Source organism: Burkholderia sp. LA-2-3-30-S1-D2 (genome assembly GCF_001523915.2).
Lineage (GTDB): Bacteria > Pseudomonadota > Gammaproteobacteria > Burkholderiales > Burkholderiaceae > Burkholderia > Burkholderia diffusa.
Genome location: NZ_CP013385.1, coordinates 817,739 through 842,096, shown reverse-complemented (window position 1 = coordinate 842,096; position 24,358 = coordinate 817,739). Strand labels below are relative to the sequence as shown.

Here is a 24,358-nt window from a genome sequence, read left to right as displayed (position 1 = left end):
GGGTTGTAGGGACGTTGTAAGCCCGATGCGATCCTGGATGACCGCGCACCGGCCACGCCGACCGACCGGATCGCGCCACGCGCGCCGCACCGTCCCGGTTCCGCACACGATTGCACTCTTTCTGAGCGACCATGTGGAAGCGACGACGGAGACATCGAGGTGCGACGAACCGAGGTATCGGCGCGCTGGTACGACACGATCGGCACGGTGCACGGCATCGAGTCGAAATACAAGCGGCTCGTATGTATATCTCGCATGAGGGCGTGCGCGCGTTGGCTCGCGCAGCCCTCGACCGCTGTTTAGCGCACGTGCGGCAACAACGCGCGCAGCCAGCATGCGACCGCCACCGCGCCGCCATCCGGCGTGCCGATCGCGCGTTCGCCGAGATAGCTCGCACGCCCCGCGCGCGGCGTCATGCCGGCCGTTCGTTGCGCGCCGTGTTCCGCCGCCTCGATGGCTTGCGCCAATGCGCAAGCTGGGTCGCGATCATGATCGAGCGCGCGATCGAACGCGTCGGCGGCCGGCACCAGCGCATCGAGCATCGTCCGATCGCCGGCACGTGCGCCGCCCAGTTCGGAGATCGCATCCACCGCGCTGCGCAATGCCGCAGCCCAGTCGCGTGCCGACGGTGCGGCGGTATCCGCGGCATCGGCGAGCCGCCGTGACGCGCGCAGCAGCGCGGTCGCATAGAACGGCCCCGAGCTGCCCGCGATCGCGCGGCGCAACGCGGTGCCCAGCGCCGCGAGCGTGCCGGCCGGCGTGCCGTATGCGGCTTCCGGCAACGCGAGGATCGCCTGCGCGGCGCGATGCATGCTCGCGCCGAGATCGCCGTCGCCGGCGGCCGTGTCGAGTTCCGTCAGCGTGTCTTCGTTGTCGATCAACGCTTGCGCGATCGCGTGCAGCGCCGGCTGCAGCCGCGCCGCCCACGCGTGGCCGGCCGCATCGAGCGGCGGCAGCGGCTGGTCGGGCGCGGCAGCCGCGGCCACCCGGATCTGCGCGTTGACGGCGCCGCCGCCGGGCCATGCGCGCGCGTGCGTCGGCGCGTCGAGCAGGGCCACGCGTTCGTCGTTCAGCCGCAGCAGCGAGATCGAGCAACCGGGCATGTTCAGCGCCGACAGGAACGTGCCGCCCCATGCCCGCGCGACGGTGATGCCGCGCCGGCTCAGGTTGTCGTACGCGGCGCGCAGCACGATCGCCAGTTCCATTTCCGGCGTCGCGCCGAGACCGTTGACGAGCAGCGCGACGCGTTCGCCGCGATCGAGCACGAGGTCGGCGACGATGCTCGACAGCAGCGTCTCGACCAACGCGTCGGCCGCCTGTGGCGCGGTGCGTTCGACGCCTTTCTCGCCGTGGATGCCGAGGCCGAGTTCGATCTCGTGATCGGCGAGGCTGAATCCCGACTTGTCGGCGCCGGGGATCGTGCAGCCGTCGAGCGCGACGCCCATCGTGCCGAGTTCGGCCGCCGCGTCGCGCGCGATTGCCGCGACGCGGGCAAGCGGCAACCCGCGCGCGGCGGCCGCGCCGGCCAGCTTGTGGATCAGCACGGTGCCCGCGATTCCGCGTCGCTGCCCGCGCTCGACGCGGCCGCGCAGCGACACGTCGTCGGCGACGATCGCGGTCTCCACCGGAATGCCCTCGGCGCGCGCGAGTTCGGCGGCCAGCCCGAAATTGAGGCGATCGCCCGTGTAGTTCTTCACGACGAGCAGCGCGCCGTTCGGGCCGGCGCACGCGCGGATCGCGGCGAGCACGGCGTCGGTCGGGGGCGACGTAAACACTTCGCCGCAGACGGCCGCGCTCAGCATCCCTTCGCCGACATAGCCGCCGTGCGCGGGCTCGTGACCGCTACCGCCGCCTGACACGATCGCGACGGGGCGCTGCGACGGCTCGGGCAGCGGCTGGCGCACGAGCACTTGCTCGTCGCCGAGGATCGCGACATGCGGCGATTGCCGCGCGATGCCTTCGAGCATTTCGCGCACGACAGCGGACGGGTGGTTCACGAGCTTTTTCATGGCAACGGGTTCCTGACGGTGGGCCGAGGCCCGGCGGCACGCATGCGGTGCCGTCGGTTTTCGTACTGTGAATGGTAGGCGCCGCGCCGAATGCGGCGTGCCGCGGCCGGCGTTACGTAACATCGAAGCATTCGTAGCACGAATGTAACGAAAACAGAGCCGCTCATGGGCCAGAAATGTATCGAGCGTGATCGCGGGCAGGCGCTTGCACGGGCGCGCGGATGCTGGCGTGGCGGCGGGACGGCCCGTTCGATTGGCGCCAATGGCATGGAAAATGCTGTTTCTCCTCCGGTCCTCAATCGAACATTCCATCGCCTGGACCGCGAGGAGACCACCATGTATCGAACCCGCATTGTCACGTCCACGGCGTTGCTCGCCGCCGCCGGCATGCTGGCCGCCTGTGGCGGCACCGACGTCGCCGCGCCGTCGAGCGCGGCCGCGAGCACCGGCGGCGCAACCATCGGCGGCAATACGCCCGGCAGCAACACCCCCGACGGGGGTTGGGGCACCAGCGGCGCCCCCGGCACGCGCGGCGTCGTGAGTACCGCGGGCGCGCTCGCGGCCGGCGTCGGCTCGACCGTCAGCGCGATGTCGTTACCGGTATTCGGGAATACCGTGACGCGCAGCGCAGGCGACACGATCTCGAGCGTCAGCACGATTTCGCGCGCCGCGGCCGATGCGCTCAGCGACGGGCTCGGCAGGATCGGTTCGACGTCCAACCCGGTCGGTACGACGGTCGCCGGCCTCGGCGACGTCGTCGGCGCAACGGCGAATCCGGTTGCGGGCTTCGCGCAGACCGTCCGCGCGCTCGGCTCGGGGCCGCTGGCGCCGCTCGCGCCGGTGACGACACCCGTCGGCGCGGTGCTCGACACCGTGGCCGGCGGACTCGGCGCGGCGGGCAACACGGTCGGCGCGACGCTGGCATCGGGTGCCGTGCAGCAGGTCACGCAGCCGCTCAGTTCGGCCGTCACACCGCTGGTCATCACGGCCGGTCAGGCGACGCAACAGATCGGCGCGACCACGGGCCTCGGGCAGCCGGTGGCAGGCTTGCTTGGGCAGGTCGGGAGCGCGCTGGCGACGACGGGCTCGCGGATGGGATCCGTTTCGTCACAGCCAGCCGTCGGCTCGGTGGGGGCGCTCGTCGGCGCGATCGGCAATACCGTCGCGAACGCGGGTGGACTCTTGAACTACAACGGTCCGAACGGCGTCGCGCCGATTCCCGGGCTGATCGTGAGTCTCGCGGGCGCTTCCGTCGCCACCGTGCAGAACGGCCCGTCGAACGGTTCGAGCCCGTCCGGCCCGCTCGGCGGCTTGCTGTCGGGGCTCGGCTCGACGCCGCTCGGGTCGCTGACCGGTGCGCTCGGCGGCACGAACGGTGCCGGTGCGGCGAGCCCGCTGGCGCCGGTGACGAATCTCGTGTCAACGGTTACCGGCACCCTCGGTGGCGCGGCGGGCGGAGCGGGTTCCTCGGCGAATCCGCTCGCCCCTGTTACATCGTTGCTCGGCGGCGTGACGGGCGGCGTCGGGAAATAGTGGCGTACCGCACGGCGAGCGGCTGGACCACGCGCTGCTCGCCGTTGCGGAGGCGAGTCGCGCATCGGCTTCGCCAGCTCATGCCGGCGATGAATTGCGACGTGCCGAAGCGTCCGCCGCCCGCATTGCTGATTCGCGGCACCGCATGCAGCCGCGCGATCACGCTTACTTGACCGCCGCGATCACCTTCGCGCGAATCAGCCGCGCACGCAACACGTTCCGGCTGATGCCGAGCAGTCGCGCGGCCTGGATCTGGTTGCGGTGACTGAAATCGAACGCGACCCGCATCACGGTATCCTCGATGCGTTCGAACAGGTTCGCGTGCGCCTCGTCGAACAGCGCGCACAGTGCCAGTTCGAGCGCATCCTGAGCGGGCACGCGGCCCGCCGCTTCCCGTACGCCGGCAGCCACGGCCGGCACGCATGACGACGACAGGTTCAGGTCGGTGTCCTGCAGCGCATCGTGGCGGCTCACCAGCAGCGCGTGATGGATCACGTTCTCCAGTTCGCGGATATTGCCGGGCCACGAATGTGCTTCGAGCCGGCGCGCCGCGCGCGGGTCGATGCTGCGCGGCCCATGGCCGAGGCGGCTGCGGTATTCGTCGAAGAAGTGGCGCGCGAGCGGCAGGATGTCGCCCGGCCGTTCGCGCAACCTCGGCACGTCGAGACGCACGACGTTGAGCCGGTAGAACAGGTCGCCGCGAAACCGTCCGTCCATCACCGCCTGCTGCAGGTCGACGTTGGTCGCGGCCACCACGCGCACGTCGATCGAAATGCCCGTGCGCGAGCCGAGCCGCACGACCTCGCGCTCCTGCAGCACGCGCAGCAGCTTGACCTGCATCGACAGCGGCAGGTCGCCGATTTCGTCGAGAAACAGCGTGCCGCCGTTCGCGGCTTCGAACCAGCCGGGCTTCGCGCCGACCGCGCCCGTGAATGCGCCTTTTTCATGACCGAACAGTTCGCTGTCGACGAGCGTGTCGGACAGCGCGCCGCAGTTCACGGCGACGAACGGGCCGCCGCAACGGTGACTGCCGTCGTGCACCTGGCGCGCGATCAACTCCTTGCCGGTGCCGGTCTCGCCGACGATCAGCACGTTTGCGTCGCTCGGCGCGACGAGCCGCACGCGTTCGAGCAGCGCGAGCGAACGCGGGTCGACGAACACGGGCGCGCGGGCGCGGGCCCGCACATGGTGCGTGGAGCGCTCGAGAACGGGCGCGCCGCGCGATTCGTCCGGCTGCGCTGTGACGACACGAAGATTGACAGGACGCGGCGTTGCAAACAGGGAGGTCATGGCGATGAAGGCGTGAGTCGATCGAACGGTTCGAACCAGCGTCGACTGGCGCCGCGGTCCGGTTGCTGCCTGGTCATCAGAGTGTTCGGTGTTTTGGGCCGGACGGGAAACATCGATTTCTGATAACGAAAGCCGGATTGCTGTGCAGGATGCAACGGTGTCCGATCGCAGCGATCCGACGAACGGAGGGCGCGAAACTGCTGATTGAGCAGCAGCGCATCAGCAACGCTGTTTCCGTCGGTTCATCGCGCTGTGGAATATCGATGCGATGCGATTGGTGAATCGCTTTCCATGGCTGGCTATTTGTCCGCGTAAGCCTTGCCCGATGGGCGATTGAATAAAACTTCGTGATGCAGATGATCTCCACGATCGCGCATCCGTCGAGAATGGCACGCTCCTTGCGGACCCCACACCGTATCGGCGCGGCAACGCGCGGCTTGACAACGGGAACGCATGGCATGAGCAACACCCTCGACGTGGTCGCCCTGTCGGGCGGCCTGCAACGTCCGTCACGCACGCTGCCGATCGGCCTGTATGTAGCCGAAAGCGATTTCGACCACTACGAATTCGCGAACCGCGCACTGCGCGTACGCATCGCGCTCGCGGTGGATTGTGCGGTGCCGCAACTGCGTCCGCGAACGCTTGCCGCCGCGGCCGCGTAGCCCGTCTTTCGTTTCCCCTTCGATCAGGATCTCTCATGAGCATTCAAAAATCTCCGGCCGACGGCGTCAAGTTCGCGTACTGGGTGCCGAACGTCAGCGGCGGACTCGTCGTCAGCACGATCGAGCAGCGTACCGACTGGAGCCTCGAATACAACCAGAAGCTCGCGCACACGGCTGAAGCGGCCGGATTCGACTACGCGTTGAGCCAGATCCGCTTCACGGCCGGCTATGGCGCCGAACACCAGCACGAGTCGGTCTCGTTCAGCCAGGCGCTGCTGCACGCGACCACCAAACTGAAGGTGCTCGCGGCGATCCTGCCGGGGCCCTGGCATCCGGCCGTGGTCGCAAAGCAGCTCGCGACGATCGACCACATTTCGAACGGACGCATCGCGATCAACGTCGTCAGCGGCTGGTTCAAGGGTGAATTCACCGCGATCGGCGAGCCGTGGCTCGAGCACGACGAACGCTATCGGCGCTCGAAGGAGTTCATTCAGGCGCTGAAGGGCATCTGGACGCAGGACAATTTCACGTTCAAGGGCGACTTCTACCGCTTCAACGATTACACGCTGAGCCCGAAGCCCGTGCAGAAGCCGCACCCGGAGATCTTCCAGGGCGGCAGTTCGCGTGCGGCGCGCGACAACGCGGCCAGCGTGTCGGACTGGTATTTCACGAACGGCAATACGCCGGAGAACCTGAAGGCGCAGATCGACGACATCCGCGCGAAGGCGGCCGCGAACAACCACCGCGTGCGGATCGGTGTCAACGCGTTCGTGATCGCGCGCGACACCGAGGAAGAGGCGCGCGCCGTGCTCGACGACATCGTCCGGCATGCACACGTCGAGGCCGTGCATGCGTTTGGCGATGCGGCGAAGGAGGCCGGCAAGGCGTCACCGGAAGGCGAGGGCAACTGGGCGAAATCCACGTTCGAGGATCTCGTGCAGTACAACGACGGTTTCCGCACGAACCTGATCGGCGCGCCGCAACAGATTGCCGAGCGGATCGTCGCGCTGAAGGCGATCGGCGTCGATCTCGTGCTCGCCGGGTTCCTGCATTTCATCGAGGAAGTCGAGTACTTCGGCCAGCGCGTGCTGCCGCTCGTGCGCGAACTCGAGGCGCAGCGGCAGGCAGTCGCCGTGTGATGTAGGCGGCCAGCGAGTCGCAGGCGGTCAAGCGGGCCGCACCGGACGATCGAAGGGTGCGCCGGCGGCGGCCATCGTGAGCGTACCCGGTTTGACGTTTCGGATATCGAAACAGGAGGTCGGCGGCTGCCTGCACGGCGTCGTCAACCGATTCATGGGCTTTGCCGGAAATTTCATGTCGACGGAAATCATCGAAGAAAACACGCAATCGCAAGCGGGCGCTACGTCCGTTCCAATCATCGGCTCCGACGCCGAAGCGATCGACGTCGCGCACCAGGTCGCGGCGCGACTGGCGGAGCACGCCGCGCTGCGCGACCGCGAGCGGAAACTGCCGTTCGACGAGATCGAGCTGTTCTCGTCGAGCGGCCTGTGGGGCATCACCGTCCCGCGTGAATACGGCGGCGCGGAGGTGTCGAGCGTGACGCTCGCCGAAGTGATCGCGATCGTGTCGCAGGCGGACCCGTCGGTCGGCCAGATCCCGCAGAACCACTACTGCCTGATCGAAGACATCCGCCTCGAAGGCAGCGACGCGCAAAAGCGCTTCTTCTTCGATCCCGTTCTGAAGGGCACGCGCTACGGCAATGCGTTTTCCGAGGCCGGCGGCAAGAACGTGCTTGATATGCAGACGCGCGTGCGTCGCGACGGCGACGCGTTCGTGCTGAACGGCCGCAAGTTCTATTCGACCGGCACGCTGTTCGCGCATTGGATTCCGGTGCTCGCGCTCGACGAGTCGGACCAGGCGGTTCTCGCGTTCGTGCGGCAGGGCGCGCCGGGGCTGGCCTGCGGCGCAACTACCTGAGCCTGCCCGAACTGATCGCGCAGTCGATCGGGCTCGTCGGCGTGTCGGGCGGGATCGGCGTGCTGATCCCTGCCGTATTCGCGACGGCCGGTAACGGCACGTGGCTTGCATACGTGTTCGCCATCGTCGCGCTGCTGTTCTCGTCGTGGAGCATCTCGGTGTTCGCGCGGGATTCGGCGTCGCCGGGCGCGCTATACGCATACGTGTCGGCCGGCATCGGACCGATCTGGGGCGCCATCTGCGGCTGGTCGCTGCTGATCGCCTATGCGGTGGCAGCAGCAGGCATCCTGCAGGGAACGATCAACACGTTTCTCGTGCTCGGCCGCGAAACGGGGCTGCTCGGCAGCGCGACGCCGGTCGGCACGGTGCTGGGCCTCACGATCGTTACCGCGTTCGCCGCGTGGTATATCGCGTTTCGCGACATCCGGCTTTCCACGCGCTTCACGCTGCTCGTCGAACTCGCGACGTTGCTGCTGATCGCCGGCGTCGTGATCGCGACGATCGCGTTCGGCACGCATCCGGTCGATCGCGCACAGCTGACGCTCGAAGGCGTGAAGCCGACGCAGCGTCAGCTCGGGATGGTGCTCGCGTTCTTCAGCTTCACGGGTTTCGAGAGCGCGACCGTGCTCGGCGCCGAGGCGCGCGATCCGTTTCGCGCGATTCCGCGCGCGGTGCTGATCAGCGTGGTCGGGCCCGCGATCCTGTTCGTGATCGGCGCATACGGAATGGTGAGCGCGTTCCACGGCCAGACGCCGCCGCTCGACCGCGTTGACGGCTCGCTCGCGGTGCTGGCGCATCGACTGGGGGCCGGGTGGATCGGCGTGCTGATCGACGCGGGGGTGGCGTTGAGCTTCTTCGCGGCGTTCTTCTCGTCGATCAATGCGGCGGCGCGGATCGTCTACACGTTCGGGCGGCAGGGTGTGCTGCATGCGTCGACCGGGCGTGCGCAAGCGACGAATGCGACGCCGCACGTCGCAGTCGCGTTGATTGCGGCGCTGGCGCTGGCGACCGCGCTGGTGTTGACGGCGCGAGGCACGGCGCTGCTCGATTCGTACGGCTATCTCAGCTCGATCGCGACGTATGGCTGGCTGCTCGCCTACGTGCTGGTCGCGATCGGCGCGCCGCTTTATCTGCATCGGCAGCGCAAGCTTCGCGCGCGGCACGTGGCGATCAGCATCGTTGCCGTCGTGCTGCTCGCGATTCCGCTCGCCGGCAGCGTGTATGCGGTGCCGGAAGGCGTCTACGCATGTCTGCCTTATGTGTTCGTCGCTGCTGGCGATCGGGCTCGGGTGGTTTCTGGTGCTGCGCGTCCGGTTTCCGGAACGGTTGCGCGAGCTGGAAGCCGAACTGCTGACGAAGTGATTGCGCTGCATCGACGGCGCGTTCAAAGCGTGATGTGCGTGACGGCCGGCAGTGTGGCGCCTGCTGGCCGATTTCATTTCAGCCATACTCGCGGCCATTACGCCACACCCGCCATCTTCGATGCGTCGACAACCATCTGCACACCGAGGCCGCCGAGGATAAGACCCATCGCCCAGCGCTGCGCGAGCAGCAGCATCGGGCGCCCGTGCAGGAACTTCGCGATGCTGCTCGAGCAGATCGCCACCAGCCCGTTTGCCGACGCGAACGCGGCGATCAGCAGTGAACCGAGAAACAGCGACTGGCCGAACACGCTGCCTTGCCGGTAGTCGATGAATTGCGGCAGCAGCGACACGAACAGCATCGCGAGCTTCGGATTCAGCACGCTGGTCGTCGCGCCCATCGCCAGCAGCCGCAGCGGCTGCTCGTTCGGCAGTGTCCGCACCTCGAACGGCGAACGGCCGCCGGGCCTGACCGCCTGCCAAGCGAGGTACAGCAGGTAGGCCGCACCGATCGCGCCCAGCACGCTGCCCGCATAAGGCACGCTCATGAACAGCGTCGTGATGCCGAACGCCGCGCCGAACATGTAGAACAGGTAACCGATCATCACGCCGGCCAGCGAAATGAGCCCGGCCACGCGCCCTTGCGCGATCGAGCGTGACATCACGTAGACCATGTTCGGCCCCGGCGTGACCGCGAGCATGCCGCCGATGGCGAGAAATCCGTAGAGCGATCCGGACGTATGCATGTTTTCCGCTTCCTGCAACGAGTGCTGACGGGATTCATTGTCCGACCGTGGAGGTGAACAGTAAAACGGGATAAACTGAATCGATTGATCAGATTTTCTGAATGAAATGAAGAAGCTCGACCTCGATGTGCTGGCGATGGTGGTGGCAGTTTCGGAGTCCGGATCGTTCGCGCAGGGCGCGCAGGCCGTGCATCGGTCGCCGTCGGCGGTGAGCATGCAGATCAAGGCGCTGGAAGATGCGCTCGGCAAGCCGCTCTTCATCCGCGATACGCGCAACGTGACGGCCACCGACGACGGCAGGACGCTCGCCGAATACGGGCGCCGGATGCTGGCGATGCGCGATGAGGCGTGGGCGTCGGTGGTGCGCCCGGAGATCCGCGGCCGCGTGACGATCGGCGTGCCGGACGACTACATCTCGTCGCTGCTGCCGCAGGTGCTCGGCAAATTCGCCGCGATGCACCCGCGCGTGGAAGTGCGCGTGATCGGCCAGCCGAGCAGCGCACTCGTGCCGATGCTGAAGGACAACACGGTCGACCTCGCGTGTCTCACGCGGATCAAGGGCGTGACCGGCGAGCTGATCCGGATGGAGCCGATCGTCTGGACCGGGTCGCCGAAGCGGAACGTCTGGGAAGAGCGGCCGCTGCCGGTGGCCTTTTTCACGCACGGCGGCAGCATGGCGCGCGATCACGCGATCAAGGCGCTGAACCGGCAGCACATCCCGTTCCGGATGTCGTATGAAAGCCCGAGCTACCTTGGGCTGCTCAGCATGGTCGAGGCCGGGCTCGCTGTCGCGCCGCTGGCGCGTTGCTGCATTCCCGATCATCTCGTTCAGCTTTCGGAGGCCCACGGGCTGCCGCCGCTGGGGGAGCTCGAGGTCGTGCTGGCGCGCAGTGCGCAGTCCGCGCGTGCGCCGTGCGACTACCTCGCCGAGCAGATTCTCGACGAATGGCGCGCGTGACCGGCGATCATCGGATCGCGGCCTGACCCGCGGTGTTTCAGCACGAGTTCAGCAACCATTCGCGGAACGCCACGAGCGAGGGCAGCGTTTCGTTCCCCGGCGGATAGACGAGGTAATAGCTGCGCTGGCTGGTAATCGCGTCGCCGATCGACACGAGCTCGTTGCGGCTCAGTTCGTCTTCCACCAGCACCTTCGGCACCAGCCCGGTCCCCATCCCGGCCCGCACGGCCTGGATCAGGTGCGACGTCAGCTCGAAGCTCGGGCCGATACGCATCTGCCGATGGTCGAGCCGATAGTGCGAGAACCATTCGGCCCACGCCTGCTGGTTGCTCGTTACGCCCAGCAGCGTCTGCTGCGCGGCCCAGGCCGGCGTGCGTGCTTCGGCTTTGCGGCGCCTGCCCGCGTCGGGGCTCGCGATCGCGATCAGGAACTCGTTGTACAGCCGGTGCGCGTGCAGGCCGGGCCAGTCGTCCGCGCCGACGGTGATGGCTGCGTCGAGGTCGTCGTTGAGGAAATCGATCGCGCCGATCCGCGAATGAAGGTGCACGGTCACGCCCGGATGCGCGGCGTAGAAGTCGTGCAGGTGCGGCAGCAGCCATTTCGAGCCGAACGTCGGCAACGTCGCGAGCCGCAGCGTGCCGGCGCCGGCCTGGTGGGACATCGCCTGCAGCGTCGCGCCGCGGATGCGCCCCAGTGCGCCGCTCAGCTCGACGAAGTAGCGGCGCCCGACTTCGGTCAGCTTCACGGAACGGCCCTCGCGCCGGAACAGCGGCACGCCGAGTTGATCCTCGAGCGTTTGGACCTGCCGGCTGATCGCGCTCTGGCTCAGCGACAGTTCCTCGGCTGCACGCGTGTAGCTTTCGTGCCGCGCGGCTGCCTCGAACACGAGCAGCAGCGACATTGATGGGGTGAGGCGACGGTAATTCATGAGTTTTATGCAATATTCGCCGGATGAGAATTCGTTTGTTTCTCGCGGAATTTACAAAGATACTGGAATTCCCGGCCGCGTGGAAACTTGCTCAAAACTCATGTTTCCGAGCACGCGAGCACACCGGTTCGTCCACCTTGCGCTTTTATCCCATGTCGATCGCCCCGTTGCCCCGTCCCGCCAGCCCGCCCGCGAACGCGTACCGTGATTTTCTCGCCGCTCTCCGGGCGGCCGGATTCGCCGGGGAAATCCGCGCGGACCATGCGAACCGGACGGTTCAGGCCACCGACAACTCGATATACCAGCGCCTGCCGCAAGCGGTGATCTGTCCCGCGCATGCGGACGACGTCCGGCTGGTGGCCCGGCTGCTCGCCGAGCCTGCGCACCGCGACGTCGCGGTGGCGGCGCGCGGCGGCGGCACGGGCACCAACGGGCAGTCGCTGACCGACGGTGTGGTCGTGGATCTGTCGCGCAACATGAACCGGATTCTGGAAATCAACGCGGACGAGCGCTGGGTGCGCGTGCAGGCGGGCGTCGTCAAGGACCAGCTCAATGCCGCGCTGAAGCCGCATGGCCTCTTTTTCGCGCCCGAGCTGTCGACGTCGAACCGTGCGACGGTCGGCGGGATGATCAACACCGACGCGAGCGGGCAGGGCAGCTGCACGTACGGCAAGACACGCAACCACGTGCTCGCGCTCGACTTCGTGCTGATGGGCGGCGAGCACTTGCACAGCGACGCGCTCGCGGACGACGAACTGGAGCGCCGCTGCGCGCGGCAGGACCGCATCGGCAAGGTCTACCGCATCGCGCGCCGCATCAGCGACGACAAGGCCGCGCTGATCGAAGCGAAGTTTCCGAAGCTCAATCGCTGCCTGACCGGCTATGACCTCGCGCACCTGCGCGAATCGGACGGCCGCTTCAACCTGAACAGCGTGCTGTGCGGTGCCGAAGGCTCGCTCGGCTTCGTCGTCGAGGCGAAGCTGAACGTGCTGCCGATCCCGAAGTATTCGGTGCTGGTCAACGTGCGCTACGCCGGCTTCATGGACGCGCTGCGCGATGCGCGTGCGCTGCTCGAACTCAAGCCGTTGTCGATCGAGACGGTCGACTCGAAGGTGCTGATGCTCGCGATGAAGGATTTCGTGTGGAGCAGCGTGGCCGAGTATTTTCCGCAGGACGACGCGCGTCCGACGCTCGGCATCAACCTGATCGAATTCAGCGGCGACGATGCCGACGACGTCGATGCGCGCGTGCGTGCATTCGTCGAGCATTTGCGCACCGACACGAGCGTCGAGCGGCTGGGGCACACGCTCGCGGCCGGCGACGATGCGGTGAAGCGCGTGTACGCGATGCGCAAGCGCGCGGTCGGCCTGCTCGGCAATGTGCAGGGCGAGGCGCGCCCGCAACCGTTCGTCGAGGACACGGCGGTGCCGCCCGAGAATCTCGCCGCGTATATCGCCGAATTCCGCGCGCTGCTCGACGGCCACGGGCTGCAGTACGGGATGTTCGGTCACGTCGACGCGGGCGTGCTGCACGTGCGCCCGGCGCTGGACATGAAGGACCCGCGGCAGGCCGCGCTGGTGCGGCCGGTGTCTGACGCGGTGGCCGAACTCACGCGGCGGCACGGTGGCCTTTTATGGGGCGAACACGGCAAGGGCGTGCGCTCCGAATATGCGCCGGCGTTCTTCGGCGAGCTGTATCCGTCGCTGCAGCAGCTGAAGGCCGCGTTCGATCCGCACAACCAGTTCAACCCGGGCAAGATCGCGACGCCGCCGGACAACACGCTGCGGCTGCTGAAGATCGACGAAGTGCCGACGCGCGGCGACCACGACCGGCAGATCGACGAGCGCGTGTGGCAGAGCTACGGCACGGCGATGCACTGCAACGGCAACGGCGCGTGCTACAACTTCGATCCGGACGACGCGATGTGCCCGTCGTGGAAGGTGACACGCGAACGCGTGCAGTCGCCGAAGGGGCGCGCGTCGTTGATGCGCGAATGGTTGCGTCTGCAAGGACAGGCCGGCATCGATGTCGTCGCGTCGGCGCGTGCGCGGCAGCCGTTCATGCGTGGCCTCGTTGCCCGCTGGCGCAACAGCCGCGCCGCGCGCAGCGGCGACGCCGACTTCTCGCACGAGGTGTACGACGCGATGGCCGGCTGTCTCGCGTGCAAGTCGTGTGCGGGGCAGTGCCCGGTCAAGGTCAACGTGCCCGAGTTTCGCTCGCGTTTTCTCGAGCTGTATCACCAGCGCTACCTGCGGCCGCTGCGCGACTACCTGATCGGCTCGCTCGAATTCACGATGCCGTGGATGGCGCGCGTGCCCGCGCTGTACAACGGCCTGATGCGCGCCGGCTGGGTGCGCATGCTGCTCGAGCGGCACCTCGGTATGGTCGACAGCCCGCTCCTGAGCCGCTTCGACCTCGCGGCCGTGATCCGGCAGTGGAACGTGCGGCCGGCCGATCCGCGGGCGCTCGCCGCGCTGAGCGATGCGCAGCGCGCGCGCAGCGTCGTGATCGTGCAGGACACGTTCACGCGCTATTTCGATACCGAGCAACTGGCGACGCTGATCGAGCTGGCGGCGCGCGTCGGTTTCCAGGTGTGGCTCGCGCCGCTCGCGCCGAACGGCAAGGCGCTGCACGTGCAGGGCTTCCTTCGCGCGTTCGAGCAGGCGGCGATTCGCAACGCGACTCAACTGGCCGCGCTCGCGCGCTCGGGTGTCGCGCTGGTCGGCCTCGATCCGGCGATGACGCTCACGTATCGGCAGGAATACCTGAAGGTGACGGGGCTCGCCGACGTGCCGAAGGTTGCGCTGCCGCAGGAGTGGCTGCTGCACGCGCTGCCGGAGGCGGCGGCGGGCGCGGGTTCGGACAGCGTATCGGCACCGTATCGGCTGCTGCCGCATTGCACCGAGAAGACCAACGCGCCGGACAGCGGCAAGCAGTGGGCACAGGTGTTCGCGCGTCGCGGGCTGCGCCTGGCGGTTCAGGCGGCCGGCTGCTGCGGGATGTCGGGGACCTACGGGCACGAGGCGCGCAACCTGCAGACGTCGCAGGCGATCTATGCGCAATCGTGGGCCGCGCATGTCGATGCGCCGGAAGAGGAGGGCGAAGCGCTGGCGACCGGGTATTCGTGCCGCAGCCAGGTGAAGCGCATGTCCGCGCGGCAGGTGCGTCATCCGCTGCAGGCGCTGCTCGATCACGTGCGTGCGGCGGTGTGACGGGCGGGCCGCGCGTGTGGCGCGGCAGCAGGCGTGACGGTATCGGGCGCGCGCAGGATCGAGCGACACGTGCGATGCCGCGACTGACGCCCGTCCCGGCTCACGAGCCGGCTTTCGCGGTCTTCCGCACGCGCGGCTTGCGCGCTGCCGGAAACGCACCGACGCCGCGCGGCCGTTTCGGCTCGATACCCGTTTTACCGATGACGTGCCGGAAATCGATCTCGTGCGCGGCGAGCGCACCGATCAGGGTCGCGATGACCGCGAGGTGGGAAGGGACGGTGCCCTTGCTCGAATAGTTCGTGATGGAACTTTCGTTCATCCGGATCAGGCGGGCGAATTCCCGAGCCGTCAACTGCGCTTTCTTCAACTCCTGTTGAAATTCCGCATACGCCATTGCACACATGTCGCTTCATCTCCGCAAAACTTGAATCGGCACCGCACGGCGCCGGCGCCGACGGATGGCGTTCCCGTCGTGCCGGCGTCGCGGGGCGTTACATCTTCACCTGGTCGAGGAAGGTCTTCTTGCCGCTCTTGTAGCCGTAGATCGAGATGATCCCGTGCGTCAGGTCGCCCTTCGCGTCGAACGTCGTCGTGCCGATCACGCCTTCATACCTCGTCGACGGCATCGCCGCGAGGATCTTCGCCGGGTCCGTCGAGTTCGCGCGCTTCATCGCGTCAACCGCGATGTAGACCGCGTCGTACGCGAACGGCGCATCGAACTTGATACCCTGGTTGAAGCGCTTCTGATACTTGGCGAGGAACGTCGCGCCGCCCGGCATCTTCTCGAGCGCGGCGCCGGCCTGCGAGCACAGCACGTTGTCTGCCGCAGGGCCGGCCAGTTCGGCGAGCGAGTCGGTGCACACGCCGTCGCCGGACAGGATCTTCGCGCGCAGGCCGAGCTGCTTCGCCTGCTTCGCGAGCGGGCCGCCGGTGGCGTCCATGCCGCCGTACATGATCGCGTCTGGGTTCTCGCCCTTGACCTTCGTCAGAATCGCGCGGAAGTCGACCGCCTTGTCGTTGGTCGCGTCGTGCGACAGCACCTTCAGGCCGAGCGCTTTCGCCTTCTTCTCGAACTCGTTTGCGAGACCCTGGCCATACGCGGTCGAATCGTCGATCACCGCCACGCTCTTCACGCCCTTCGACTGCGCGTAGCTCGCGAGCGCCGGGCCCTGCTGCGCGTCGGTCGCGACGACGCGGTAGGTCGTCTTGAAGCCTTGCTGCGTGTAGGTGGGGTTCGTGGCCGACGGCGAGATCTGCACGATGCCCGCGTCGCTGTAGATCTTCGACGCCGGGATCGACGTGCCCGAGTTCAGGTGGCCGATGACGGCGACGACCTTGTCGTCGACGAGCTTCTGCGCGACCTGGGTGGCCTGGCGCGGGTCGGCCGCGTCATCCTGTGCGTCGAGCTGCAGCGTGACCTTCTTGCCACCGATCGTCAGCCCCTTCGCGTTGATTTCCTCGACCGCGAGGCGCGCGCCGTTCTCGTTGTCCTTGCCGAGGTGCGAGATGCCGCCCGTCGTCGGTTCCACGCTGCCGATCTTCACGACCTGGTCGGCCATCGCGCCCGACGCGGCCGCGAACGCGGCGGCGGCCAGTGCGACGGTGATCAGGGGTTTGCAGCGCATGCCGACAGTGCTTCGTTCCATCTGCCATCTCCGAATTGAATGTCTTTCTATGGACGTCTCGATCGGCCGGCTGCAGGCCGGGGCGATCGGACGAGTCTCCGTACCCATCATGGGCTTCGCTTGCATGCCGCCCGGGCGAGCGAGTGCCCCGCGTCTGACGCCATGCAATTCGTATGAATATATCCGAAGCCGATTTGGCGCGCTGCGGCGAATCGCGTAGCGGGGCGGCGCGGCACGGCTCGGCGCCCGGATTGCCAGGGTGCCGGTTGCCGGAAATCGTGCGCCGCAGCGAGCCAAAGGCTGCGATTCGCTGTCGATGGCCTTACGACGGTATCCATTATTCGGCCGGTCGCAGGGGCGAAGCCATGGACACTGACGTGCGGTCAGTCGGGAACTGTTCGGTCGATTTGTCTGCACAGTTTGGTCGCTCGCCATCGCGCAGCCGGGTTCATGAAAAAGCTTCCTCGAGTGCAACTAACGGTCAAGCCTGCCGGCGTCGACGAATTGGCGCAGGCCGACGGCACGCACATTGCACTCGGCTTCGCAGATGCCGGAGTTCGCCTGGGCCTGCCCGCTTCCGGCTCGACGGACAGGTGAGGTTACGCGTTGCGATCGCGCCCCTGCGACCGCCCGAGCAAGGCGACCAGGATCACGCCTGCAATCGCCAGCAGGCCGCCGCATACCGTCTCGATGCCGGGCCGCTCGCCCGTCAGCATCATCGACAGAGCTGTCGCCACGGCTGGCGTAAGATAGAGAAAGTTGGCGGCGCGCGCCGCACCGAAATAGCCGAGTGCGAAGGTCCAGGTCGCGTAACCGAGTGCCGCGGGAAATACGCCGAGGATCAATACCGCCAGCGTCGTGTCGTGCGACGCGCCGCCGAGCGAGTCGAGCGCGCCGGGCAACCAGGGCGTGAGCAGCAGCGCACCGGCCAGCAGCGTGTACGCGGCGCAGGGCAGCGCACCGTATACGGGAATCAGCCGCCGCTGCAACACGAAATAGCTCGCCGAACACAGGGCCGCACCGAGAATCAGCGTGCTCCCCGAGCCGAGCACAAGCCCGCCCGGCTGCCCGTGCGCAATTACGCCGATGCCGGCGAGGCTGACCAGCGAACCGAGCCATCCCCACCGATTGAATCGTTCGCCGAGAAACATCGCGGCAAGCAGCGCGGTGAAGATCGGCAGCGTGTTCACGATGAAACTCGCCGCGCCGGCCGATACGGTTTGCTCGCCGGTATTGAGCAGTGCGTTATAGAGTGCGATGCCGAGGAAACCGCAGGCCAGGAAGCGCAACGCATCGCGTTTCGTGGGCCTTGGAGGCCGTCGCCATGCAAGCCACGCGATCACGAGCAACGCGGCGGTAGCAAAGCGCGCCGCCGCGAGTTGCAGGGGCGCCAGACCGTGCAGGCCGATCCGGATGAACGGGAATGCGGAGGCCCACGACATGATCGTGAACGCGACCGCGCCTGCCGCGACGAGCGGTTGTCGCGCGCCGCGCGACGACGGTGAGGAAAGGGTATTCATGCGGCAATGGTGCGATGTCGCGAGATGTTAAGCTAGCGCACAGATCAACATCCAGATATGACCATGACTCACAGCTCGGTTCGGCGGCGAGCCGCGAGTCCGGCGCGCGCACGTCAGGTGACGGATGCGCTGCCGCTTGCAGCGCCGGCACCTGGCCCGCGGCCGCCGCTCGCCAGCCTGGAGACCGTGTGCACGGTTGCGCGTCAGGGTTCGTTCCTGGCGGCCGCAGACGTCTCCGGCGTGACGCACGGCGCGATCAGCCGGCGGGTGGCCGCCGTGGAAAACTGGCTGGGCATGGCACTGTTCGAACGTCATGCACGCGGCGTGCGCCTGACGCCGGACGGGCAGCGCTTCGTCGGGCGGATCGAACAGGCGTTTGCGATCATCGACAGCGCGGCCGATCAGTGGCGCTCGCCGCGCACACCGCGACTGGTCAGGATGAGTGTGGTGCCGGCATTCGCGCAGCTCTGGCTGCTCGAGCGGCAGCAGGCGCTCGAGAGCGAGGCACCCGCGTTGCGCATCGAACTCGGCATCGAGCTTCGCAACGTCGATATCGCCGGCGGCGAAGCGGATCTGTCGATCCGGTATGGGCGCGGCAACTGGCGTCAGCTTGAAACGCGCGCGTTCATGCCGGAACGGCTTTATCCGGTCGCGCATCCGCGGCTCGCCGCGCAACTGGCAAAGATGCGCCGCCGGCGCGGCGATGCCGCGCTGCTCGAGATGCCGCTGCTGCACGATTCCGACGTGACCGGATGGCGTACCTGGTTCGAGTCGCTGGGCATTCCGTTCAAGCCGCGGGCGCAGGATCGCCGTTTCGAGGATTACAACCTGGTGCTGGCGGCAGCCGAAGCCGGGCTCGGCGTGGCGCTGGCGCGAACGCCGCTCGCGGACGCATATCTGAAGCGCAGCGCGCTCGTTCGGGTGAGCCGTCGTGAGGTCGATTCGCCGCTCCGTTATTACTTCGTGCATGCGAAGGGGGAGAGTCGGCCGGAGGTGCTCGCGTTGATGGAGCGGATGCGGGCGGCGCTGGGGGAACAGAGTTAGGTTGTGTGGGCGTGGGGGCCTGCTTCGGCGGCGCGCCCGAGGCCGGTGCGTGGATACATACAGATGGGCCGCGGGATCGTCGACAATGCGACCGCGGAAAATGATGAGGTTGGAGAGATGAACGTAAATCGAGTAATTTTGCAGTCGTTCGGATGCACCGGAGGTACACGATGAACAGACCAGACAAGTCGTCGAAAGCGCGTGCTGCGCTCGATCAGTTGTTCTCGGGCATTGCGCCGGCGGATGCGAAGAGCGCGTCACGCCCGGGCAATCCGTTCGATGCGGCGGGGGACGATGTGTCTACCGACGCCGACGGCCGGGTGGAAGTGACGCTATCGACCAGAATCCAGTTGCGCGGCTATCCGGGTGCGGACGCGTTCATGAAGCGCATGGCCGAAGCGTGGGGCCTCGAGTGGGGGACGTACGATAGCGTTCAGGCAATCGCGAAGCTGCCTGCCGGATGGCGATCGCGCCGGCTTCCGGAAGTCACGCAGATCGTCGACGGACACGACGTGCTGCGCGCGGAGAGCAGCCTGCAGGGCGGCGAGATGTCGTATCTGAAAGTGAACCCGCGGTACTACATCGACGCCCGCAAGGGGTTCGGCTGGGGCAAGTCATCGAAGGCGTCCGACGATCCGGATCTCGACGGCCCCGACTGGAACTGCTTCGTGATCGATCGGGAAAAGTCCATCGAAGTGCACGAATTGACGACCTCGTCGTTGAAGGCCGATATGGACAATGCCCGCGCGACGTTGCTGAAATGGCTTGACGAGAACTATCCCAAGCATCGCGATCCGTTTGCGTACTGGACGGACTGCGAAGGGGCGTCGTAACGTTGCGTGGCGGCCCGGGTCGGTATCGCACGCACGCGTTGCCCGATCGTAGTCGCAGCGGATGGGCCGCACGCCGCGGCGATACATCAGCCGGTCGCCATGGGGGCGCCAATTGAAACGAATCAGTCCGGTCCCGATTCTCTGGGCGGCGTTTGGCGCGGCGGTCGGGTCGACCGTCATCGAGCTGCTGCTCTGGTCGATAGCCGGCGATGATGTCATCCGGAACCTGTTTCGCGACGCGCGCCTGACGGCAGCCATCGTGTTGGGGCGCAGCGTGCTCGGAACGTCCACCGGCTTCGATCCGATCGTCATGGGTGTCGCGACACTCGTGCATGCCGCGCTCTCGCTTGCCTATGCGGCCGTGCTGGCGATCGTGGTGCGGAACATGTCGCTCTGGGCGGCGCTTTTCGCAGGCGGCGTGTTCGGACTCATCCTGTACGGCGTCAACCTTCACGCCTTCACGGCGATCTTTCCGTGGTTCATCGCGGTTCGCGGCGCGATCACGCTGGTGGCCCATCTGGTATTCGGGGTCACGGCAGCGGCTGTCTACCACGTCGTCAAACGCCCGGGTTGACGCTCACCGCGGCAACGATTGCCGACGGTTCCCGCTGCCTTCATTCGCATCCCGACCCCTGGAATAACCGGGCGTGCTGCTTCGTTCTGCTGTCGGGAGACCCGATACGAAGCGGCGGCCCGTTACCGCCGCGCGATGAATCTTGCGCAAGCAAGCCGGCGTGCCGGGCGCCGCCAGTGACACCGGTGGTGGGAGTGGTCGGAGGCAACAATGCGGGAGCCGATCATGTGCACCGTGTTTCGATTCGGAATAGGCATCGTCTGTCTTTGCCTTTCCGCGCCTGTCCTTGCGCAAATGGACGACGAATTGCCGGACTACGGCACAAACTGCCGCGCGGTCGTCGCGCACGCGAACATCGACGGCACGGAACAGCAAATCGTGGGGCGAGCGTGCCTGCAACGCGATGGCACATGGCAGATCGTGCAAAGCGACGACGGCAGCGTGCTGTGGTACCCGGCGGCGGCCTATCCGTATCCCGACCCGTGGTACTGGGGGCCGCCGCTTTTCATCGGCGCGGGCGTGAGCTTCATCTTCGTCGATCGGTTCCGTCATTTCCACCACTTCGATCACTTCAACCGGATGGATCATCGCCACTTCGGCATGCCGATGGGGTCGGGCTTTCACCGCGGCCCGTTCATCGGCGGCGGGGGCCACGGGTTCGGCGGCATGCATTCATTCGGTGGCATGAGCGGGGGGGGGGGCGGATTGCGGCGGCATTAGGCCGGCGTTTCGACTTACGGCAACCGCGTCGCCCGGTTCGAACGTCAGGTCGATCTGAACGTCTCGGGTGGGAGCGCGACAGCGTAAACGGCGCAGGCGCGCACCATGGTGCGCGCCTGCGGGGTTCGCGCGATGCGATGTCGCGATCAGAACTTGTGGCGAATCCCGACGACCGCGAGTTCCTGCGTATCGGTGCCGGAGTTCACGCCGTACGAGCCGACCGACGCGGCGGCCTTCACGGTCGCACCGCTCGCGTTGAGCGTATTGCCGCTCGCCTTCTGATAGCCGAACAGCGCATACAGGTCGGTGCGCCTCGACAGCGCGTAGTCCGCGCCGAGGTTCACCTGGTTGTAGTGCGCGGAAGCCGGGCCCGTCAGCGACGTGTAGTTGTAGCCGACGCCCGCGCGCAGCGCCGGCGAGAACTGCCAGTTGAAGAACGCCGAGCCGTTGTTGAACTTCGCGTTCTGCGTGAAGGCCGACAGCGTGTCCGCGCCGTACTGCGTGTTCGAATACGCGAGGCCGAAGGTCGCCGGCCCGGCCACGTACTGACCGGCCACGCGCACGATCTGGATCGACTTCGCGCTCGAGAAACCCTGGTTGATCACGGTGTTGAACAGCGTGTCCGAGCTGCTCGACCACGTGCGCACGCCATTCGCGACCGTCGAGCCGCCGTTCGCGTAGAAGAAGCCGGCGCCGAGCGACAGCGGGCCGTTCGCGTAGCTCGCGCCGAAGCTGTACGTGCGGCCGTTGCCGGTGGCGCCCGCGACGCCGCCGAAGCCGTACAGCGCCTCAAACTGGAAGCCCGAGATCAGCGGGCTCGTGTACTTCACCGAGTTGCTGACGCGCAGGCTGTTGTCGTAGTTGTCGAGGTCGCCCGGCGTCGAGAATACGCCGCCGAAGTAGTTGTCCTGCGTGAGGCCCTGCACGAGATCGACGACCGGATCGTACTGGCGGCCGAGCGTCACGGTGCCGTACGTGCTGCTCGCGAGGCCGACGACGGCCTTGCGGCCGAATTCGCGCTGGCCCTGGCCGAGCGCGCCGGTGCCGATGTTGAAGCCATTCTCGAGCTGGAACAGCGCGGACAGGCCGCTGCCGAGATCCTCGATGCCGCGCAGCCCCCAGCGGCTGCCCGACAGGTTGCCGCTGCTGAACTTGATGAGGCTCGACGCGTTGCCGCCGCTCGCGTTCTGCGCGTTGTGCACGTATGCGATGCCCGCGTCGGCGATGCCGTAAAGCGTGACGCTGCTTTGCGCGTGCGCGCCTGCGGCGCAGAGCGCGGCCGGCAGCGCGAGCAGTGCGAATGAGCGGATTCGTTTCATGGTCGGATTCCCCCGTTGGTCGATTTGTCTGACGAGTCGGTGAACGATACGGACAGCGCACCGTCTAGGGAACCAACAAATTTTCGAATCGTTATGAGGCGCGGTGGTGTATCGCCGTATCGTTGCGTGTGCAACCTGTTAAGCGAGGCGCGGCATCGGGCATCCGCGCGCGCGTGGCGAATGCCCGATGCGTTGGCGTGCGTTACTGCTCCGCGCTTTCCGCCTCCGCCGTTTCGCCGAGAAACCCGCCGCTCTGGTGCGCCCACAGCGCCGCATAGATGCCGCCAGCCTGAAGCAGTTGCTGGTGCGTGCCTTCCTCGACGATGCGCCCTTCGTCGAGCACGATCAGCCGGTCCATCGCCGCGATCGTCGACAGCCGGTGTGCGATCGCGATCACCGTCTTGCCGCTCATCAGGCCGTCGAGGCTGCGCTGGATCGCGATCTCGACTTCGGAGTCGAGCGCGCTGGTCGCTTCGTCGAGCACGAGGATCGGCGCGTCCTTGAGCATCACGCGCGCGATCGCGACGCGCTGCCGCTGGCCGCCCGACAGCTTCACGCCGCGCTCGCCGACCTCGACGTCATAGCCGCTGCGCCCGTGCCGGTCGCGCAGCCGTTCGATGAAGTCGGACGCTTCCGCGCGCACGGCCGCGTCGTGCATCTCGCGCTCGGTCGCGTCGGGGCGACCATACAGGATGTTTTCGCGCATCGTCCGATGCAGCAGCGACGTATCCTGCGTGACCATCCCGATCGCCGCGCGCAGGCTGTCCTGCGTCACGTGCGCGATGTCCTGCCCGTCGATCCTGATCGCGCCGCCGTCCACGTCGTAGAAGCGCAGCAGCAGGTTCACGAGCGTCGACTTGCCGGCGCCCGAGCGGCCGATCAGGCCGATCCGCTCGCCCGGCCGGATCGTCAGGTTCAGCCCGTCGAATACCGCGCGCTCGTTGTCCTCGTGCGCGAAGCGCAAGTTGTCGAACACGATGCCGCCGCGTTGCACGACGAGCGCCTTCGCGTCGGGTGCGTCGACCACGCTGCGCACCTTCGTCAGCGTGTTGATGCCGTCCTGGATCGTGCCGACGTTCTCGAACAGTTCGGTCATCTCCCACATGATCCAGTGCGAATAGCTCGACAGGCGCAGCGCCATCGCGATCACGGCCGCGACGACGCCCGCGCTCGCTTCGCCATGCATCCACAGATACAACGCGAGGCCGGCCGAGCCGACCAGCAGCAGCGTCGACAGCAGATGGTTGACGACCTCGAACGCGCTGACGAGCCGCATCTGCGCATCGCCGGTCGCCTTGAACGCCTCCATCGCGCGGCGTGCGTGGTCGGCTTCCCGCCGCGTGTGCGAGAACAGCTTCACGGTCGTGATGTTCGAATACGCATCGGTGATGCGGCCCGTCATCAGCGCGCGTGCGTCGGCCTGCCGGCTGCCGACGGCACCCAGGCGCGGCACGAAATACGCGCAGGCCGCGCCGTAGCCGAGCGCCCACAGCGCGAGCGGAATCATCAGCCGCCAGTCGAAGCTCGCCGCGAGCGCGAGGATGCCGATCAGGTACGCTGCGACGCCGATCACGACGTCGACCGACATGAACAGCGCATCGCGCACGGCGAGCGCGGTCTGCATGATCTTGGTCGTCACGCGGCCGGCGAACTCGTTCGCATAGAACGACAGGCTCTGGTCGAGCATCAGCCGGTGAAACAGCCAGCGCAGCCGCATCGGGAAGTTGATCGCGAGCACCTGGTGCTTGACCATCGTATGCAGCGCGATCAGCAATGCGCTGCCGGCAAGGATCGCCGCGAAGCCAGCGAGCGTGCCGAAGTGTCGGCCGCCGAATTCCGCCGGTGTCGCGGACGACAGCCAGTCGACCACGCGCCCCATCATCGCGAACAGCGCGGCTTCGTACGCGGCCAGCGCGGCCGAGGTCAGCGCGATCAGCAGGATCCAGCCCCGCGCGCCTTTCGTGCACGCCCAGACGAACGAGAAGAACCCCTTCGGCGGCGTGACGGGATCTTCGAGCGGGAAAGTCGGCAGGCGCCGTTCGAACCACGAATACATCAACTGTTCTCCTTATTCGGTCCGGCGAAG

Annotated in this window: 18 protein-coding genes and 3 pseudogenes; 12 read left to right on the top strand and 9 right to left on the bottom strand. The window is 67.1% G+C overall.

The annotated features are described in order from the left end of the window. Positions 1–299: 299 nt before the first annotated feature. Entirely contained in the window at positions 300–2,009 is a 1,710-nt protein-coding gene (locus WS66_RS32920) for a dihydroxyacetone kinase family protein (RefSeq protein ID WP_059600752.1), read from the bottom strand. Between the two features lie 336 nt (positions 2,010–2,345). Here WS66_RS32920 and WS66_RS32915 point away from each other — a divergent pair, with 336 nt between their 5' ends. Further along, a complete protein-coding gene (locus WS66_RS32915; protein ID WP_059600750.1) occupies positions 2,346–3,542 on the top strand; it encodes a collagen-like triple helix repeat-containing protein in 1,197 nt (398 codons plus the stop codon). 165 nt (positions 3,543–3,707) lie between these two features. Here WS66_RS32915 and WS66_RS32910 read toward each other — a convergent pair whose 3' ends face one another. Beyond that, entirely contained in the window at positions 3,708–4,832 is a 1,125-nt protein-coding gene (locus tag WS66_RS32910; RefSeq protein ID WP_082728903.1) for a sigma-54 interaction domain-containing protein, read from the bottom strand. Positions 4,833–5,341: 509 nt separating this feature from the next. On the opposite strand from WS66_RS32910, the pseudogene WS66_RS32900 reads away from it, so the two are divergent. The 4 genes and pseudogenes from WS66_RS32900 to WS66_RS34620 form a co-directional block, all read left to right on the top strand. Then, a pseudogene (locus WS66_RS32900) lies at positions 5,342–5,494 on the top strand (FMN reductase); the annotation flags it as partial. Positions 5,495–5,529: 35 nt separating this feature from the next. Continuing rightward, the gene (sfnG, locus tag WS66_RS32895) at positions 5,530–6,633 is read left to right on the top strand and encodes a dimethylsulfone monooxygenase SfnG (protein WP_059600745.1); all 1,104 of its coding nucleotides are present in this window, start codon (positions 5,530–5,532) and stop codon (positions 6,631–6,633) included. Positions 6,634–6,808: 175 nt separating this feature from the next. Further along, positions 6,809–7,414, top strand: a pseudogene (locus WS66_RS32890) (acyl-CoA dehydrogenase family protein); the annotation flags it as partial. Positions 7,415–7,473: 59 nt separating this feature from the next. Continuing rightward, positions 7,474–8,571: pseudogene (locus WS66_RS34620) on the top strand (APC family permease); the annotation flags it as partial. Positions 8,572–8,891: 320 nt separating this feature from the next. Here the strand turns inward: WS66_RS34620 and WS66_RS32880 are convergent. Then, entirely contained in the window at positions 8,892–9,539 is a 648-nt protein-coding gene (locus WS66_RS32880; RefSeq protein WP_082728906.1) for a LysE family translocator, read from the bottom strand. Between the two features lie 106 nt (positions 9,540–9,645). Here WS66_RS32880 and WS66_RS32875 point away from each other — a divergent pair, with 106 nt between their 5' ends. Further along, positions 9,646–10,497 carry a LysR substrate-binding domain-containing protein gene (locus WS66_RS32875; protein WP_059600741.1) on the top strand — a complete coding sequence of 284 codons (852 nt, stop codon included), beginning with the start codon at positions 9,646–9,648 and terminating at the stop codon, positions 10,495–10,497. A gap of 37 nt (positions 10,498–10,534) precedes the next feature. Here WS66_RS32875 and WS66_RS32870 read toward each other — a convergent pair whose 3' ends face one another. Further along, a complete protein-coding gene (locus tag WS66_RS32870; RefSeq protein WP_059600738.1) occupies positions 10,535–11,425 on the bottom strand; it encodes a LysR substrate-binding domain-containing protein in 891 nt (296 codons plus the stop codon). Between the two features lie 152 nt (positions 11,426–11,577). On the opposite strand from WS66_RS32870, the gene ydiJ reads away from it, so the two are divergent. Beyond that, a complete protein-coding gene (ydiJ, locus tag WS66_RS32865) occupies positions 11,578–14,637 on the top strand; it encodes a D-2-hydroxyglutarate dehydrogenase YdiJ (RefSeq protein WP_059600735.1) in 3,060 nt (1,019 codons plus the stop codon). Positions 14,638–14,737: 100 nt separating this feature from the next. Here the strand turns inward: ydiJ and WS66_RS32860 are convergent, their stop codons facing one another. Further along, positions 14,738–15,040, bottom strand: a complete 303-nt coding sequence (locus WS66_RS32860; RefSeq protein ID WP_059509270.1) for a hypothetical protein — start codon at positions 15,038–15,040, stop codon at positions 14,738–14,740. 88 nt (positions 15,041–15,128) lie between these two features. Then, complete coding sequence (locus WS66_RS32855) at positions 15,129–16,283, bottom strand: branched-chain amino acid ABC transporter substrate-binding protein (RefSeq protein ID WP_059600733.1); 1,155 nt, start codon at positions 16,281–16,283, stop codon at positions 15,129–15,131. Positions 16,284–16,712: 429 nt separating this feature from the next. Here WS66_RS32855 and WS66_RS33945 point away from each other — a divergent pair, with 429 nt between their 5' ends. Beyond that, a complete protein-coding gene (locus WS66_RS33945; protein WP_159086618.1) occupies positions 16,713–16,859 on the top strand; it encodes a hypothetical protein in 147 nt (48 codons plus the stop codon). A gap of 2 nt (positions 16,860–16,861) precedes the next feature. Here the strand turns inward: WS66_RS33945 and WS66_RS32850 are convergent, their stop codons facing one another. Then, positions 16,862–17,782 carry a DMT family transporter gene (locus tag WS66_RS32850; RefSeq protein WP_059600731.1) on the bottom strand — a complete coding sequence of 307 codons (921 nt, stop codon included), beginning with the start codon at positions 17,780–17,782 and terminating at the stop codon, positions 16,862–16,864. Between the two features lie 57 nt (positions 17,783–17,839). Here WS66_RS32850 and WS66_RS32845 point away from each other — a divergent pair, with 57 nt between their 5' ends. The 4 genes from WS66_RS32845 (at position 17,840) to WS66_RS32830 (ending at position 20,953) form a co-directional block, all read left to right on the top strand. Next, positions 17,840–18,826, top strand: coding sequence for a LysR substrate-binding domain-containing protein (locus tag WS66_RS32845; RefSeq protein WP_059600729.1), 987 nt, complete (start codon positions 17,840–17,842; stop codon positions 18,824–18,826). A 170-nt stretch (positions 18,827–18,996) separates the two neighbouring features. Further along, entirely contained in the window at positions 18,997–19,659 is a 663-nt protein-coding gene (locus WS66_RS32840; protein ID WP_059600726.1) for a hypothetical protein, read from the top strand. A 112-nt stretch (positions 19,660–19,771) separates the two neighbouring features. Continuing rightward, entirely contained in the window at positions 19,772–20,233 is a 462-nt protein-coding gene (locus WS66_RS32835) for a hypothetical protein (RefSeq protein WP_059600845.1), read from the top strand. 225 nt (positions 20,234–20,458) lie between these two features. Then, positions 20,459–20,953, top strand: a complete 495-nt coding sequence (locus tag WS66_RS32830; protein ID WP_059600843.1) for a hypothetical protein — start codon at positions 20,459–20,461, stop codon at positions 20,951–20,953. A gap of 146 nt (positions 20,954–21,099) precedes the next feature. On the opposite strand, the gene WS66_RS32825 is transcribed toward WS66_RS32830, so the two are convergent. Together WS66_RS32825 and WS66_RS32820 are read right to left on the bottom strand one after the other, a co-directional pair. Then, on the bottom strand, positions 21,100–22,272 hold the full coding sequence (locus WS66_RS32825; protein ID WP_059600724.1) for a porin: 1,173 nt from the start codon (positions 22,270–22,272) through the stop codon (positions 21,100–21,102). A 202-nt stretch (positions 22,273–22,474) separates the two neighbouring features. Further along, complete coding sequence (locus WS66_RS32820) at positions 22,475–24,328, bottom strand: ABC transporter ATP-binding protein (RefSeq protein WP_059600722.1); 1,854 nt, start codon at positions 24,326–24,328, stop codon at positions 22,475–22,477. Between the last annotated feature and the right edge of the window lie 30 nt (positions 24,329–24,358).